Annotated in this window: 17 protein-coding genes and 1 pseudogene; 11 read left to right on the top strand and 7 right to left on the bottom strand. The window is 56.3% G+C overall.

The window, feature by feature from the left end; genetic code table 11:
* Positions 1–10 precede the first annotated feature (10 nt).
* The 4 genes from AC3Y5R_RS09095 to yghX form a co-directional block, all read right to left on the bottom strand.
* Entirely contained in the window at positions 11–787 is a 777-nt protein-coding gene (locus tag AC3Y5R_RS09095; protein WP_489921055.1) for an ABC transporter permease subunit, read from the bottom strand.
* Positions 759–1,700: an extracellular solute-binding protein gene (locus AC3Y5R_RS09100; protein WP_489921056.1), complete on the bottom strand. Its 942-nt coding sequence runs from the start codon at positions 1,698–1,700 to the stop codon at positions 759–761. Before AC3Y5R_RS09100 ends, AC3Y5R_RS09095 begins: the two co-directional genes overlap by 29 nt.
* A gap of 112 nt (positions 1,701–1,812) precedes the next feature.
* The gene (locus AC3Y5R_RS09105) at positions 1,813–2,070 is read right to left on the bottom strand and encodes a hypothetical protein (RefSeq protein ID WP_489921057.1); all 258 of its coding nucleotides are present in this window, start codon (positions 2,068–2,070) and stop codon (positions 1,813–1,815) included.
* Positions 2,071–2,271: 201 nt separating this feature from the next.
* Positions 2,272–3,159, bottom strand: coding sequence for a YghX family hydrolase (yghX, locus tag AC3Y5R_RS09110; RefSeq protein WP_489921058.1), 888 nt, complete (start codon positions 3,157–3,159; stop codon positions 2,272–2,274).
* Positions 3,160–3,389: 230 nt separating this feature from the next.
* Here yghX and AC3Y5R_RS09115 point away from each other — a divergent pair, with 230 nt between their 5' ends.
* The 9 genes from AC3Y5R_RS09115 (at position 3,390) to AC3Y5R_RS09155 (ending at position 12,368) form a co-directional block, all read left to right on the top strand.
* Positions 3,390–4,451, top strand: a complete 1,062-nt coding sequence (locus AC3Y5R_RS09115) for a dipeptidase (protein ID WP_489921059.1) — start codon at positions 3,390–3,392, stop codon at positions 4,449–4,451.
* Positions 4,452–4,625: 174 nt separating this feature from the next.
* Complete coding sequence (pqqA, locus tag AC3Y5R_RS09120) at positions 4,626–4,697, top strand: pyrroloquinoline quinone precursor peptide PqqA (RefSeq protein ID WP_071822147.1); 72 nt, start codon at positions 4,626–4,628, stop codon at positions 4,695–4,697.
* Positions 4,698–4,750: 53 nt separating this feature from the next.
* The gene (gene pqqB / locus AC3Y5R_RS09125) at positions 4,751–5,662 is read left to right on the top strand and encodes a pyrroloquinoline quinone biosynthesis protein PqqB (protein WP_489921060.1); all 912 of its coding nucleotides are present in this window, start codon (positions 4,751–4,753) and stop codon (positions 5,660–5,662) included.
* Between the two features lie 28 nt (positions 5,663–5,690).
* On the top strand, positions 5,691–6,440 hold the full coding sequence (gene pqqC / locus AC3Y5R_RS09130) for a pyrroloquinoline-quinone synthase PqqC (RefSeq protein ID WP_489921230.1): 750 nt from the start codon (positions 5,691–5,693) through the stop codon (positions 6,438–6,440).
* A gap of 5 nt (positions 6,441–6,445) precedes the next feature.
* On the top strand, positions 6,446–6,724 hold the full coding sequence (gene pqqD / locus AC3Y5R_RS09135) for a pyrroloquinoline quinone biosynthesis peptide chaperone PqqD (protein WP_489921231.1): 279 nt from the start codon (positions 6,446–6,448) through the stop codon (positions 6,722–6,724).
* Positions 6,711–7,844, top strand: coding sequence for a pyrroloquinoline quinone biosynthesis protein PqqE (gene pqqE, locus AC3Y5R_RS09140; RefSeq protein WP_489921061.1), 1,134 nt, complete (start codon positions 6,711–6,713; stop codon positions 7,842–7,844). Before pqqD ends, pqqE begins: the two co-directional genes overlap by 14 nt.
* A gap of 4 nt (positions 7,845–7,848) precedes the next feature.
* Complete coding sequence (gene pqqF, locus AC3Y5R_RS09145; protein WP_489921062.1) at positions 7,849–10,383, top strand: pyrroloquinoline quinone biosynthesis protein PqqF; 2,535 nt, start codon at positions 7,849–7,851, stop codon at positions 10,381–10,383.
* Positions 10,384–10,422: 39 nt separating this feature from the next.
* Entirely contained in the window at positions 10,423–10,602 is a 180-nt protein-coding gene (locus AC3Y5R_RS09150; protein WP_489921063.1) for an MFS transporter, read from the top strand.
* Between the two features lie 101 nt (positions 10,603–10,703).
* Positions 10,704–12,368, top strand: a complete 1,665-nt coding sequence (locus tag AC3Y5R_RS09155; RefSeq protein ID WP_489921064.1) for a methyl-accepting chemotaxis protein — start codon at positions 10,704–10,706, stop codon at positions 12,366–12,368.
* A 32-nt stretch (positions 12,369–12,400) separates the two neighbouring features.
* On the opposite strand, the gene AC3Y5R_RS09160 is transcribed toward AC3Y5R_RS09155, so the two are convergent.
* Positions 12,401–13,333, bottom strand: a complete 933-nt coding sequence (locus tag AC3Y5R_RS09160; RefSeq protein ID WP_489921065.1) for a LysR family transcriptional regulator — start codon at positions 13,331–13,333, stop codon at positions 12,401–12,403.
* Positions 13,334–13,435: 102 nt separating this feature from the next.
* Between AC3Y5R_RS09160 and AC3Y5R_RS09165 the strand changes: the two are divergent.
* Positions 13,436–14,631, top strand: a pseudogene (locus AC3Y5R_RS09165) (MFS transporter).
* 93 nt (positions 14,632–14,724) lie between these two features.
* Here the strand turns inward: AC3Y5R_RS09165 and AC3Y5R_RS09170 are convergent.
* Positions 14,725–14,946 (bottom strand): helix-turn-helix domain-containing protein, encoded by a 222-nt coding sequence (locus AC3Y5R_RS09170; protein WP_489921066.1) that lies wholly within the window; start codon positions 14,944–14,946, stop codon positions 14,725–14,727.
* A 129-nt stretch (positions 14,947–15,075) separates the two neighbouring features.
* On the opposite strand from AC3Y5R_RS09170, the gene AC3Y5R_RS09175 reads away from it, so the two are divergent.
* Positions 15,076–15,294: a helix-turn-helix domain-containing protein gene (locus tag AC3Y5R_RS09175; RefSeq protein ID WP_158784583.1), complete on the top strand. Its 219-nt coding sequence runs from the start codon at positions 15,076–15,078 to the stop codon at positions 15,292–15,294.
* Positions 15,295–15,549: 255 nt separating this feature from the next.
* Here AC3Y5R_RS09175 and AC3Y5R_RS09180 read toward each other — a convergent pair whose 3' ends face one another.
* Entirely contained in the window at positions 15,550–15,855 is a 306-nt protein-coding gene (locus tag AC3Y5R_RS09180; protein ID WP_158784582.1) for a hypothetical protein, read from the bottom strand.
* Positions 15,856–15,864 lie beyond the last annotated feature (9 nt).

Genomic DNA, 15,864 nt, shown 5'->3' on the forward strand with positions numbered 1-15,864 from the left:
CGCTGGCCTCTTAAAAGGCTTTGCGTCCGGCGCGCATCACACACCATAACGGCAGTGGCAAAGTGGTCACCAGCAGCACCCACAGCAGGGCATAGACGGAATCAACGCCGTCATTTTGCAGGTTGATAAAGAGTTTCACCGGGATACCCTGCGGGAAGTAACTGAACACCAGTACGATGCCGAATTCGCCAATCACCCTTACCCAGGTGATTGCCAGCGCAGCGGCCAGCCCTCTTGCCGCCTGCGGCAGAGTCAGTCGCCAGAAGATTTGCCAGGCTGAAGCACCCAGTGTCTGCCCGGCTTCTTCAATCTCCACCGGCACGTTTTCAAAAGCGGCCCGGGCTGCCAATACAAAATAAGGCAGCCCGCCATAAATCTGCGCTGTCACAAAAGCGCCAGCGTTGTTATTCAGCGCCAGACCAATCGCGGAAAGCGCCTCACCAATTGACCCGTAAGGCCCGAATACAGAGACCAGCAGGATCCCCATCGCCAGAGGTGGTGCCAGCAGGGGGATCAGTACCGCCACCTCCACTACACCGCGCCAGCGGGAGCCGGTTCTCGCCAGCCATAACGCCAGTGGCAACCCCAGCAGAATAATCAGCGGGAGAGCAATCGCGCTCATCCCCAGCGATGTGGCAACGGCCTGACCGTCGCCATAAGCAAGATGAAAGCCGGACCACGGCGTCAGCCATGCCAGGGTCAGAAAGGGGATGAGCAGCAGCAGAACTGCCGGCATCCCCAGCCAGAGCGAACGCAAATTACATTGCCCCGCCTTTTGGCGCGCCATAACCGTTTTTCTCAAACAGCGCCTGGCCTTCTTTGCTCTGCATAAACTTCATAAACTTCTGCGCCAGCTCCGGATGTGGCGCGTTTTTCAGCACTGCTGCATAAAATACCAGCTGCTGAGTGTGCAGCGTTTTTTTCTGGCCTTTAGCATTGGTGATATCAAAACTCACCTTGCTGTACCAGCTGGCATCCATCTCCGGATTGCTCAGGTTAATTTCATCCGGCAGCCTGATGTAGGGCAGATGGGCGGAACGCGTGGCGCTCTCATAACCGGAAGCGGCATCAACCTGTCCGGCTTCCAGTCGCGTCAGCAAGCCGCCCTCAGCAAACACCTGGTGCGGATTCTGTGTTTCACCCAACACTTTTTCCACCAGGTCCGGCTGCTGGTAATAGCGGCTGGCCAGCATCATGGTGAAAATGATGTTCTGCCCCTGCGGATCGGTAGCCGGATCGGTGCGCCCAAAGCGCAGAGAAGGCGTTTGCAGCACTTTCCACCACGGCTCCGCGCCAGCCTTGTTGTCACGGATAGCGTTGAAGGCTTCCGCGTATTTCCCTTTGGGGTTATACGCAATCACCATGCTGGTGCTGGCAACCGGTTCAGCTTTATCCACCAGTCCGGCTTTTTGCAGCACGGCAATCGGGCCTGGGGTGATAGAAACGAACACATCTGCCACCACTTTTTTCGACGCAAGCAGGTTCGCCATCCCGTAGGCCCCCTGCCCCTGCCCCTGATAATTCACCTGATTGCTTTTGGCAAAGGCCGGACCCAGCGCTTTGTCCATCACCACGCCCATTGAACCCGCGTAGGTCACACGGAAATCTTCTGCAGCATGGGCGTAGCCGGAAAGAGACAGGACAACAGCAACGGCACCCGCCAGGCGGGCCGGAGTTAATATATTGAATCTGGAGATCATGAGGTGCTCTTCGTTATATATCTGGTTACATTACGATAAGCAATTATCGGCTCCCGTCAATCAACCTTTTTACAACGAGCAGGTAATCAGTACCCAATCTGGAGTGCGGGCGTTAAAGCCAGTTAAATCCCCTTGCCATAATCCCGGCCAGCGTGACAGCAACGGAAATCAGTGCACCGAACATCAGCCGGAAACCGGTGCGCATATCTGTGCGGAGGTCTTTAATGTCATCGCGGACTACTGTGCGAAAATCTTTCATGTCAGCGCGAATATCTTTCAGCTCGCCTTTTATCTCAATGATGTCACGCTTAACATATGACATATCCGATTCAAGGCGGGCGAAACGAGTGGCACAACCCTCACCGTTCATAGTTTGCCTCCTTTCTTTTCTGGACTCTGCAAACCGGGAAAATCCGTTTGCTGGTTTCGCCTGAGCACTCATATCCCCTCCCTGGTCTTCTCTACCGGCTAATAATGCTGAACAAAAAACGCCCGGTCAAAAGATAGCTGGCCTTTTTGAGTACTCCTTCGCAAAGATTATTGACTGGCGGCCTGCCAGACTTTTTTCTCGTTACACCAGATACTTATTGAACCAGCTTACCGTTCTCTCCCAGGCCAGGTCGGCGGCTTTTTTATCGTAGCGAGGAGTCGAGTCGTTATGGAAGCCGTGGTTCACTTCCGGGTAAATATGTGCCTCATAAATTTTATGATTCTCCTTCAGCGCCGCCTCATAAGCAGGCCAGCCTTCGGTAATCCGCGTGTCCAGTCCGGCATAATGCAGCAGCAGCGGAGCTTTAATACGGGCCACATCTTTGGCATCCGGCTGGCGACCATAAAACGGCACGGCGCAGGCCAGCTCCGGATAAGCCACTGCCGCCGCATTAGCAACGCCGCCTCCATAGCAGAAACCGGTAATGCCCACTTTCCCGGTCGTTCGATCATCCTTAATCAAAAATTCGATCGCGGCGAAAAAGTCGTTCATCAATTTGGTCGGGTCGATCTGCTGCTGCATCTCGCGGCCCTTTTCATCATTGCCGGGATAGCCGCCCATCACGCTCAGCCCATCCGGGGCCAGCGCGATAAAACCGGCCTTCGCCACGCGGCGCGCGACGTCTTCGATATAGGGATTGAGTCCACGATTCTCATGCACCACAACTACGGCAGGCACCTTGCCGGTTGCTTTCGCCGGACGCACCAGATAGCCGCGCACGGTCTGATTACCGTTGGGTGAAGGGTAGTGAATATATTCCGGCAGGATGTCCGGATCGGTGAACTCTACCTGTTCCGCCAGCGCATAATTGGGGCTGAGCGAGGCCAACAGCGCCGCCGCTGTCAGCCCGCCGACCGCAAACTTACCGGCCAGAGACAGAAACTCACGCTTATTAATTTTGCCGTGAACGTAGTAATCATAAATCTCGAGCAGTTCGGGAGAGAAATCTTTCGCGGTCAGTCGGGACATCAGAGTGCTCCTTTCAGGCAGGTAAGCAGATCGGCGAATTTTTCAGCAGTAACAATCAGACACATCGTGTCACGCCGTCAAGCACCGGTAACAATTTCTGGCGGAAAACCGGCCAGCCATGCGATTTCTTTAACTTTGACCGCACTTTTTAGCCGGGCACTCTCAGTCTGTTCCGGGGTATCATTTTTTTATTAAAAACATACCTGCTGATTCATAACACTGAGCCTGATTTGACTAACATCCTGAACCCAAAGTCTTCCGTTTCTCTTCAGCCTGTCTTTGACGGCCACAACGATCTGCTGCTGCGTCTGTGGCTGCAGCCGTCTGCAGATACCGCCGTGGCTGATTTTCTTCATGGGTCGGGGAGGGGGCATCTTGATCTGCCACGTATGCGTCAGGGAGGTTTTGCTGGCGGTTTGTTCGCTGTTTTTGTGCCACCAGCTCAGTACGTTAAGCAGAATAATGCAGCTTATGATGAAGCGCAGCACAGCCCGTTAGCCATCACTGAAGCACAGATCGCCCTGCTGCACAGAATTGCAGACCAGTCAGAGGGGATGGCCCGTCTCTGCCGTACCGCCGCTGAAATTGAACAGTGCCTCTCGCAAGGCGTGCTGGCGATGGTGTTGCATATCGAAGGGGCTGAAGCGCTGGACGAAGAGTGCAGCCAGCTTGATAGCTGGATCGCTGCCGGGCTGCGCAGCATCGGTCCGCTGTGGAATCTGCAAAACGTCTTTGGCACCGGAGTGACAGGTGATTTTCCCGGCTCGCCGGACAGGGGTGAAGGTCTGACGCTCGCCGGACTGAATCTGCTGCGGCTCTGTAATCAGAAGAGACTGCTGATCGACCTGTCTCATATGAATGAGAAAGCCTTCTGGCAGACCGCTCAACACAGCTCCGCACCGCTGGTTGCCACCCACTCTAACGTGCATGCGCTGTGTCCGCAGCCGCGTAACCTCACCGCCCGTCAGCTGGCGGCCATTGCCGAAAGCGACGGCTTTGTGGGCGTGAACTTCGGCAATGCGTTTCTTCGTGCGGATGGCAAGCGTGACAGCGACACGCCGCTCGGCGAGATCGTCCGGCATCTGGATGGCCTGATGGACAAGCTGGGCGAAGATCGGATCGGCCTGGGGTCGGATTTTGACGGCATCAGCGTGCCCGCCGGGTTGGGCGATGTCGCCGGGCTGCCGCGTCTGATCGATGCGATGGTTGCAGCGGGATATTCAGATCGGCTGATTGAAAAAATCTGCTGGCGCAACTGGTTACGGGTTCTGAAAAAAACATGGGGAGAATGAACCACCTGGAACGTTCAGGCATTTTTCCACCCAAATTCCTGCCGAACACAGGGTTGATATCGATGTGACATAGGCGTAACATCTGCGCCGCCGAATCTTCGATATTTGACAATAAGCTGTTTACCTGCCGAACTTAAAGGCGGTTCTTTCGTTAACATCAAGAGGAACATGACTATGTGGACTAAACCTAAATTTGTTGATTTACGCTTAGGTCTGGAAGTTACGCTGTACATCTCTAACCGCTAATCACCCATGCCCACGGCCAGCTGTGGGCATCTTCTTTTTCACCTGGTAAAAACATGCAGATTAACGTTCTGGGTTCTGCGGCGGGCGGTGGTTTCCCTCAGTGGAACTGCAACTGCAGAAACTGTCAGGGGGTGCGTAACGGCACCCTGAAAACTTCCGCGCGCACTCAGTCTTCCATCGCTATCAGCGATGACGGCATCGACTTTGTGCTGTGCAACGCTTCTCCGGACATTGCCCATCAGATAGCGGCCACGCCTGCGCTGAACAAAGAAGGCGTACTGCGCGGCACGGCGATTGGCTCTGTTATCCTGACCGACAGCCAGATCGATCACACTACCGGCCTGCTGAGCCTGCGCGAAGGCTGCCCGCATCAGGTGTGGTGCACGCCGGAAGTACATGATGACCTGACCACCGGCTTTCCGGTGTTCACCATGCTAAGCCACTGGAATGGCGGCCTCGTGCACCATGCCATCCAGCCTGGCGACCCCTTCTCCGTTGCCGTCTGTCCTGCCCTGAAGTTCACAGCGATCCCGCTGCTGAGCAATGCGCCGCCTTACTCGCAGTATCGTAACCGGCCGCTGCCGGGCCACAATGTAGCACTTTTTATCGAAGATACCCGCAGCGGCAAGACGCTGCTGTATGCGCCAGGCCTGGGCGAACCGGACAGTGAGCTGTTGGGCTGGCTGCAAAAAGCCGACTGTCTGCTGATTGACGGCACGCTGTGGCAGGATAACGAGCTGGCTAACACCGGCGTAGGCCGCAATACCGGGCGGGATATGGGCCACCTGGCGTTGGCCGAAGAGCAGGGGCTGATGGCGCTGCTGGCCTCGATGCCCGCTGAACGCAAAATCCTTATTCATATCAATAACACCAACCCGATCCTCGACGAAGAGTCGGCTGAGCGTCAGGCGCTGACGCGCGCCGGGATTGAAGTCAGCTGGGACGGAATGCAAATTGACCTTTAGCGAGATGAAGATGAAGCCAGACAATACTGTGGCAGAACCGATGACGCCTGAGGCGTTTGAACAGGCACTGCGCGCCCGGGGCGCTTATTACCACATCCATCACCCGTACCATATTGCGATGCACAATGGCCAGGCCAACCGCCAGCAGATCCAGGGCTGGGTGGCAAACCGCTTCTATTATCAGACCAGCATCCCACTGAAAGACGCGGCGATTATGGCTAACTGTCCGGACCCGAAAACCCGCCGTAAGTGGGTACAGCGCATCCTCGACCATGACGGACACCAGGGCAGCGAGGGCGGTATTGAGGCCTGGCTGCGGCTGGGTGAAGCGGTGGGCCTGGATCGCGAGACGCTGCTGTCGGAACGGATGGTGTTACCTGGCGTGCGTTTCGCCGTGGATGCTTACGTCAACTTTGCCCGCCGCGCTGTCTGGCAGGAAGCGGCCTGCAGCTCACTGACTGAGCTGTTTGCCCCGCAGATCCACCAGTCACGCCTGGACAGCTGGCCACAGCACTACAAATGGATTGAAGCGGAAGGCTATGGCTATTTCCGCAGCCGTCTGAGCCAGGCCAACCGCGACGTCGAGCACGGTCTGGCGCTGGCAAAAGAGTACTGCACCAGCGTGGAAAAACAGCAGCGGATGTTGCAAATCTTGCAGTTCAAGTTGGATATTCTGTGGAGCATGCTGGATTCGATGACCATGGCTTACGAACTGCACCGCCCGCCTTACCACACCGTGACCGACCAGCCGGTCTGGCACCATGAGAGACTGTTGTAATGGACATTAACGACCAGCACATCCCGGTATTTCGCCGGGGTTATCGCCTGCAGTGGGAGCCGACTCAGGATTGCCACGTGATCCTCTATCCCGAAGGTATGGCTAAACTGAATGAAAGCGCCACTGCAATACTGCAACGGGTGGACGGGGTTCGCTCTGTTGCCGCGCTGATTGCCGAACTGAACACGGAGTTTCCGGACGCCGGTGGCGTGGACGACGATGTGAAAGAGTTCTTCGGCCAGGCTTTTGAACAAAAGTGGATAACCTTCCGTGAACCTGCTTAAACCTCAGGTCAATCCGCCGCTGTGGCTGCTGGCGGAGCTGACTTACCGCTGTCCGCTGCAGTGTCCTTACTGCTCTAACCCGCTGGATTTTGCGCAGCAGGAGAACGAGCTGACCACGGAGCAGTGGATCGAAGTCTTCAGGCAGGCACGCCAGATGGGCGCGGTACAGTTGGGCTTTTCCGGCGGCGAACCGCTGGTGCGCAAAGATCTGCCGGAGCTGATCCGTGCCGCTCGCGATCTGGGTTTTTACACCAACCTGATCACCTCCGGTATTGGCCTGACTGAGAAGAAGATCGATACCTTTGCCGAAGCGGGTCTGGATCATATTCAGATCAGCTTCCAGGCCAGTGACGAGACACTGAACGCCGCGCTGGCGGGATCGCAAAAAGCCTTCCAGCAAAAGCTGGCGATGGCGAAAGCGGTTAAAGCCCACGGCTACCCGATGGTGCTGAACTTTGTGCTGCACCGGCACAACATTGATCAGATCGATCGCATTATCGATCTGGCAATCGAGCTGGAAGCCGATGACGTTGAGCTGGCGACCTGTCAGTTCTACGGCTGGGCGCAGCTGAACCGTGAAGGCCTGCTGCCCACCCGCGAGCAGATTGCCAGTGCCGAAGCGGTGGTGAAGCGCTACCGTGAGAAGATGGGCGCCACCAGCAATCTGGCCAACCTGCTGTTCGTCACGCCGGATTACTATGAAGAACGGCCAAAAGGCTGCATGGGCGGCTGGGGAGCAATCTTCCTGAGCGTGACGCCGGAAGGCATGGCCCTGCCCTGCCACAGCGCACGCCAGCTGCCGGTACAGTTCCCGTCGGTGCTGGAGAACACGCTGCAGGAAATCTGGTATGACTCTTTTGGCTTCAACAAGTATCGCGGCTTCGACTGGATGCCGGAACCCTGCCGTTCCTGCTCCGAAAAGGAGAAGGATTATGGCGGCTGCCGCTGTCAGGCCTTTATGCTGACCGGCAATGCGGATAATGCCGACCCGGTATGCAGCAAGTCGCCGCATCATGGCAAGATCCTCGAAGCACGCAAACAGGCCAACTGCACCAATATCCAGATCGATCAGCTGCAGTTCCGTAACCGCGTAAACTCTCAGTTGATCTTCAAGGTCTGAAGCCATGTCCGGGAGCATGCAGGAACAGCAACACCTCCGGCTTAAAAACGGATTAAGGGTCACGTTGATCCACGATCCGCAGGCCACACAGGCAGCGGCACTGATCCAACTGGCGGCGGGAAGCCACCAGGAGCCAGGGAAGTGGCCGGGGCTGGCTCACCTGCTTGAACACGTATTGTTTGCCGGAAGCCACGACTACCAGGGCGAACAGCGTCTGATGGCATGGGCTCCGGCGCAGGGTGCCCGGCTGAATGCCACCACGCTGGCGAATCAGACGGCATGGTTTTTTGAGGTCGCGGCCCCAAAGCTGGCTGACGGGCTACGCAGGCTGGCCGATATGCTGGCAAAGCCGTTGCTGGCTGAAGAAGCCGTGACGCAGGAAGTGGCGGTCATTGAGGCAGAATACCGCATGCTGACCAGCCACAGTGCCACGCTGTGCGAAGCGGCGCTCAGTCAGGCTTTTGTCGCCCCTCACCCTTTCGCTGATTTTCACGTTGGCAACCAGGCGCATTTTGGCAACGATAGGCCCGCATTACGTCAGGCTTTGCTGGCATATCATCAGCGTTACTTTCACCCTCAGAATCTGCAATTGTGGCTTCACGGCCCGCAATCGCTGACTACGCTGGCGGCTCTGGCAGAAGAGCTGGGACAGCACTTTGCCACGGAAAAAGCTGCATCAGAAATTGGCACGGAACCCCACACTACTCAGGCACAGCAAGGCAAGGAACCTCAGACCGTGACTGAAATTCAGTCTGAATTCACTCTTTCCCTGCGTCCGGAACATACATTTGCGCTGCAAAGTTCAAACACTGAACAGCTGATGCTGAGCTTCCCTGTAACGGCAATGGCAGCTACACAGCTGTCTCTGCTGCAGGAGCTGTTGACTGACAAAGCCACCAGCAGCTTGCTTGCCACCTTACAAGAGCAGGGATTGTGTGATGGTATCCGGTTGCTGGAACCCTACCGCAGCCCGCAGCAATCGTTGCTGAGCGTGGTGTTTCAACTCAGCGAAGCCAGCCCTGAACAGGGTGCCGCTGTTGAAGCGCTGTTCTGCCGCTGGCTCCAACTGCTGCACGGCATTACGCAGCAGCAGCTGGTTCACTATGACAGCCTGGCGCAGCGTGGGTTTGCCCGCAAGCCTCCTCTTGACCAGTTGCGCGCACGGGCCTTTGGCTTCCCGCCGGATGGGCTCCATACCGAAGCGTGGCTTACTCTGCTGGCTCAGCTTAAGCCGGAAAATATGACCCGCCTGTGGGTCAGCCCGCAGGTCAATTTGCCCGTCAACATCGCCCAGGGTTTCACGCTGAAATCTGGCCCGATTGACTGGCCTGCCATGCCGTCAGGTCCATGGCCGCAGATGGCCTTTTATCAGCCCGACGCGGAGCTACTCCTGCCCGCTCTCCCCGCTGCGGCAGCGGCAATAAAGGCTGTTCCAGCCACGGGTGACGCAACCCTGCTGTTAAGTCCGGTTCCCGGCCTGCGACTGGAAGAGCGCAAAGCAGCGATAATGAAAGCCGCTCTGTCTCCCCTCATCGCAGAGTGCCGGCACCGCGGCGGCGAGCTGAACTTTTCGCAGCAGGAGGGGAGCTGGCTCCTCCAGCTCAGCGGCGGCAGGGAATTGCTGTTGTACAGCCTGGATAAAATGCTGACCGTCCTGAACGCCCACAGTGAGGCTGCGACAGTCCAGGGCGAGCGGCTATACCGGCAAACTCAGCAGGCGCTTTTTAACGATTTTGCGGTCCGCTGCCTGCTGAACCGGCTGCCGCTGGTTATTCAGCCCTCAGCGGCTGATTTGCATAACGCAGCCATTGGCTCAGGCAAAGAGGGAATGAATACAGCGACATCACAGGACGCGCTGACCGGCACCGTATGGCAGGCGGCTCTTTATGGTGGTGACGAGGCTCTGCATCAGGATCTGAGCCGCCTGCTGTCGCGTTTTCCCGCAGAGTTGCAGGACAACCAGATGAAACGGGAACCTGCCCTGCCGGACCCGAAGGACAACACTTTTGCCACGCAAAGCAGCGATGCGGCAGTCATCGTCTTCTGTCCGCTGCCAGAGATTAATCTGTTAACACTGGCTGCATGGCAGGTACTGGCTGCCCTGTATGAACCGCAATTTTTCCAGAGTTTACGGGTGGAGAAAAATATCGGCTATGTGGTCAGCTGCCGCTTTCACCGTACCGCCGGTCAGGCTGGTTTATTATTTGCGCTGCAATCTCCGACTTTGCAAACAGCAGATCTTTACCGGCATATCGACTCTTTTGTTACCGGGATGGAAGACGTTGTCCACGCAGTGACTCCGGAACAGCTGCAGGAAACAATCCTCTCTCTGCAGAACGCCTGTCCCGTAAACCCCGTCAGCAGCCCGGCAAAATGTGTTGAGCACTGGCTCCACCAGCAACTGAATCTGCCGCCGTTAACCCGGGAAGCTTATGACCAGCTCAGGCCTGAACATCTTCAGCAGGCGCAGCGTTATTTAAGCAAAAATCCTGACCGCTGCTGGCACCTGAGCAACACATCCGCCCCCTCTCATCGCTGAGTCTTAATTGGCTGGCTGATAGGATCGGAGGTTTACCCGTTGGGGATTATCGGGGCGATGTGGTTCTATGCCCTGCTTAACCTGCTCGGCTTCCTGTTTATCTTCTTTATGATGCCGGAAACCAAAGGCCGCTCGCTGGAAGAGATTGAAACCTCGCTGAAAGAGGGCAATTTCTATCCACGCGGCGAACAGCAGCACAAGCAGGTTTCCCGCCAATAATTATTCCGCCCCGGCATCAGTCGGGGCGCTCTTCTTAAAGTTCCCGCCACTCTGTACCGATAACCTTCTTACCGGTCTCCCCCCTACACAGAGTTCGCACCATGATTAAAAATATGAAGGTCGTCACCAGCATTGTGATCATGCTGATTGTTTTCAGTGGGCTGCTGTTAATCTCCAGCGGGCTCTCTTTTAATGCCATTAACCAGGACAAAAACAACTTTATCCGCGCCAGCTATCTGACCCGTCAGCAGGGCCAGCTCAGCGATACCTGGCAAACGCTGGTCAAAACGCGGGTCACCATTAACCGGGTTGCCATCCGCCTGCTGAAAAAGCAGACCGATGCCGCTTCCCAGGCGGCAATTGCGAAATTGCTGTCCACCGCTTCCTCCACGCTGGACGATGCGGCTCAGCATTTTGCTCTTTATAAAAATTCCCCGGCACTGGCCGGACAGAGCAACGAACTCGGCAGCAGCGTTGCCAGTCATTATCAACAAATGTACGACACCCTGAAAATGTCGATACAGTATCTTGGCGCCAACAACTACGAAGCCTATGGCAATCTGGATGCGCAGAAAGCGCAGGACGATCTCGAAGCCAGCTACAACCAGTGGCGTAAACAGAACGCCAAGCTGCTTGCCGTTGGCATGGATGAAAACCAGCAGGGCTACAGTCATATGGTCTGGACCCTGGGCGGGGTGGTGATCATGCTGCTGCTGCTTGTTGCCGTCGTCTGGGTCGTGATTAAAGGCGTGCTGCTGGCCCCACTGAAGCAGGTAATGGCACATATTCAGGGTATCGCGGCGGGCGATCTCTCGGCCACGCTGGTGGTTGAGGGCCGCAGCGAGATGGCCTTGCTGGCAACGAATCTGACCCAGATGCAGCAGGCGCTGATCGTCACCGTCAGCCACGTCCGTGACAGCTCTACTGCTATCTACAGCGGTGCCAGTGAAATTTCCATGGGCAACAACGATTTGTCTGCGCGCACCGAACAACAGGCCGCCTCGCTGGAGCAGACTGCAGCCAGTATGGAAGAGCTGACCGCAACGGTTAAGCAGAACGCCGAAAACGCCCGTCAGGCCTCACAGCTGGCGAAGAGCGCTTCCGAAACGGCAGAGAAAGGCGGTCAGGTGGTGGATGGCGTGGTGAAAACCATGACTGAGATTGCCGACAGTTCGCAGAAAATTGCCGATATTACCAGCGTGATTGACGGGATCGCCTTCCAGACAAACATTCTGGCCCTCAACGCGGCAGTGGAAGCTGCCCGTGCCGGTGAGCAGGGCAGAGGATTTGCCGTGGTAGCGGGTGAAGTGCGTAATCTGGCCCAGCGGAGCGCGCAGGCTGCGAAAGAGATCAAAACGCTGATTGAAGCCTCGGTCAGCCGCGTCAATGCCGGTTCCCTGCAGGTGACCACCGCCGGGGAGACCATGAACGATATTGTCGGTGCCGTGGTCCGCGTGACCGATATCATGGGCGAAATTTCCTCCGCCTCGGACGAGCAAAGCCGTGGTATCGACCAGATTGGTCAGGCCGTCACAGAAATGGATCGCGTAACCCAGCAGAACGCCTCGCTGGTACAGGAGTCAGCCGCCGCTTCCGTTTCGCTGGAAGAGCAGGCCAGCCGCCTGTCTCAGGCCGTGGCGGTGTTCAAAATTGGCACCCGCAGCGTTGCGCCTGCCGTGAGCAATGTGGTCAAAACAGTACCGAAGCCGCTCATCACGCCGCGCAAAGCCGTTGTGGCCGATGAAGGCAACTGGGAAACGTTCTGATCTGAGCCCCCCCTGTTGCCGCAGGGCGGTGATTATGCCGGAGCCTGCGTTCCACCGAGCGCAGGCAACACTTCCCGCATCTGATCCAGAAATTTACGCAGTCTGGCAGGATAAAAACGCGCCCACGGGTAGACCAGATACACCGGCAACGGCTGCGCGTGCCAGTCCGGAAAGAGATGCAGCAGCTGGCCTGCGGCAATGTCTTCCTTCACTACCCAGGATGAGGCGATCCCCACTCCCATCCCCGCCAGCACGCTGTTTCGCAGCGCATACAGGCTGTCGGTAAATAATCTCGGGCGGATGTCGATCAGCTGCGTCTCTCCTGCGGCACTGCTCAGCAGCACCTGCTGACGATAGAATGTGCTTAACGCCACCCACGGCAGATCCGACAATTCTGCAGGATCATCCGGGACAGTTCGCCCGGCAAACAGCTCCGGCACGGCCACCACAATTCGCGGAACTTCCGCTACCAGTAACGCCACCACCGAGGGATCGGTTATCGCGCCCACATGCACTGCACAGTCAATACCCTCGGCAATAAAGTCCGGCCGCCGGTCACTGAGCATCCACTCCTCGGTCATCTTCGGATAGCGCCGCAGATACTCCTGCAGCGGCGCAATCATCTGGTCCTGACCAAATGCATGAGGGACCAGCACCCTTAGTACCCCTCTGGGCTCCTCGGTAGCCCCACGCAGATCGTCTTCGATTTTGCGCCAGCTCTCAATCAGCGCCTGCGCATGAGCAAAACAGCGCTCGCCATCCTCGGTCAGTTTCATCACGTGGGTGGTGCGCTGGACCAGTCTCAGGCCAAGCAGCCGCTCCAGCGACTGTAAACGACGGCTGATGGTGGGCTGAGTGGTATTCAGACGCACGGCGGCGGCAGACAAACTGCCCGCTTCCACAATGCGAATAAACGTTTGCATCAACTCTATACGGTCAATGCCTGACAGCTGCAGATCTTTCATGCGCAAAGCGTATAACAGTTCTACTGCACAGGCGACTACCGCTTTCCAGTTATTGCGGTAAAAATGTGATCATATTCTCATTTAAATCCAGAGACCCTCTCCATGACACAGACAACCGAACGGCCTGTTGCGGGAAGCACCGTTCTGATGCTCGCCACCGGCGCGGGTTTCAGCGTGGCCTCCATTTATTACAGTCAGCCAATGCTGGGGATTTTAGTCAACGAGCTGCATGCCGCCGTAACCACCGTGGGGCTGGTCCCGACTCTTACCCAGATTGGCTATGCCCTGGGGATTCTGCTGCTCGCCCCGCTGGGTGACCGCCATGACCGGCGGCAGATTATTTCGCTGAAAGGGGTGATATTAACTCTGGCACTGCTGCTCAGCGCTTTCAGCGGTGGCATCGGCATGCTGCTGACCGCCAGCCTTGCCGTGGGAATTGCGGCAACCATGGCGCAGGATATCGTGCCAGCCTCAGCCATGCTCTCTCCCGCCGCGCAGCGGGGCAAAACCGTCGGAACAGTGATGACCGGGCTGCTGCTGGGTATTCTGCTCTCTCGCGTGCTGAGCGGTTTTGTGGCGGAATACTTTGGCTGGCGCACAATGTTCTTCGCTGCTGCAGTGATGGTGGGGGGGATCACACTCATCCTGAGCAGGCTGCCCTCCATCCCACCGGCAACCGCCATGAGTTATCCGGCGCTGCTGGCCTCAATGCGTCATCTGTGGCGCGATTGTGCTCCTCTGCGTCGCGCAACTCTGGCGCAGGGGCTGCTGTCAGTGGGTTTCAGTGCCTTCTGGTCAACGCTGGCAGTGATGCTGCATGACACCTATCAGTTGGGCAGCGCCACTGCCGGAACCTTCGGTCTGGCCGGGGCTGCAGGTGCGCTGGCTGCACCGCTGGCAGGCTCGCTGGCCCGGGGCTGGTCACCCGCATTGGCACCACTTTAGCCACCGTGTCGTTTGCGCTGATGTTCCTGCTGCCGCTGCTGCCTGCGCCTTACCAGCTGGCGCTGCTCGTTGTCTCCGCCATTGGCTTTGATTTTGGCGTCCAGTCGACCCTGGTATCGCACCAGTCGATTATCTTCAGTCTTGAACCCGCAGCCCGTAGCCGGTTGAACGCGCTGATGTTTACCGGAGTGTTTATCGGCATGGCGCTGGGTTCAGCACTTGGTAGCGCCATCCTTGAACACGCAGGCTGGCAGGGCGTGGTGATCCTGCTGACGGTAAGCGGTTTTGCCAGCATGATGGTGCGCATGAGGGAAAAAATTACCCCCTGCGGCAGGCCGCCAGCCCTCAGCTGAATAGCGACGGATGCCGGAAGGCGCCTGGCTTTCCGGCACCTGCAGACCAAATATTACGCTCAGCGCTAACAGCAGGAACAGGACTATGCGGCATCAGTCCGCTCTTTTTTTCAGATAGCGTGTTGGCCAGATGTTTTCCGGCTTTTCATCCAGTGCCGCAGCGATTAATTTTTCCCCTTTAGGCCACGGACGACGCAGTGCATTAGCCAGAGTAGACGATGCCAACCCGCAATCCCGGGATAATGCAGACAGCGTGGTTCCTTTTTTTCGCAGTCCCGCAATTATATCTGCGGGATGCCAGTCCTTTGTACTCATAATTCATCTCAGTATTAGTCTAAAAAAAGATCCTGATTGTGGACTATGAGTCATTATTATTCCAAGACACTTTTCAAATGTGACTGATAGTCCGTGGACTAATAGACTTCAAAACGCAATGCTGAGCGCATGGAAAAATTGCATACTACAAAAATCCTTTTTGGAAAAAGGGTGAAATTTCTCAGACTGCAGGCGGGCTTGTCGCAGGAAGCATTTGCGCATAAATGCGGACTGGATCGCACCTATGTCAGTGGAATTGAAAGAGGTTTACGTAATCCAACGCTGGAAGTGATCGCCATTCTGGCCGACGGATTAGGTATTGAAATTAAAAATCTGATTGAATTTTAAATAGCCTGTCATAACAAACAATCAAAAAACAAATCTGATAAATCCCATAAATTCCAAAACAAATGAACAATAACTCTCTAATAAAAAATGAAATGGCCATCTGTAATCCCGCCCACGAAATTCCTTATCACTGTTGCAATCTCAAACATGCCTGAGACAGCTTAAAAGTGCCGGTTCTTAATTCATCAACCGGCTCGTTTAAATATCATCAACGGAAAAGCTGAGCGGTAGAGTTGCCGCTCAGCTTTCTTTCGGCTAAAAACCGTAGCGGATAGCGTCTTTGCTTTGCTGCATCAGGCCATCAATTTTGACCGAATAGAGTTCAACTCCCGCGCTATCGCCCGTTTGTGAGCATTCACGACGTTTGGCATTGTAAGCCTTCATCAGCTGCGCCTGGGCAAAACCGGGTTTGCCATAACACTCGACGCTTTTTTCCCAGCAGAGGATCGCACTGTCGGTCTGCTGCTGCTCCTGATACTGTTTGCCGAGCTCGTTGAGGGCAGTGGCACACTCTTTTGCCGGAAGCCCCTGCTGGATAATCTCTGCAATTGCCTGATCCATAACGTCTCC

Source organism: Erwinia sp. 009765445 (genome assembly GCF_058137865.1).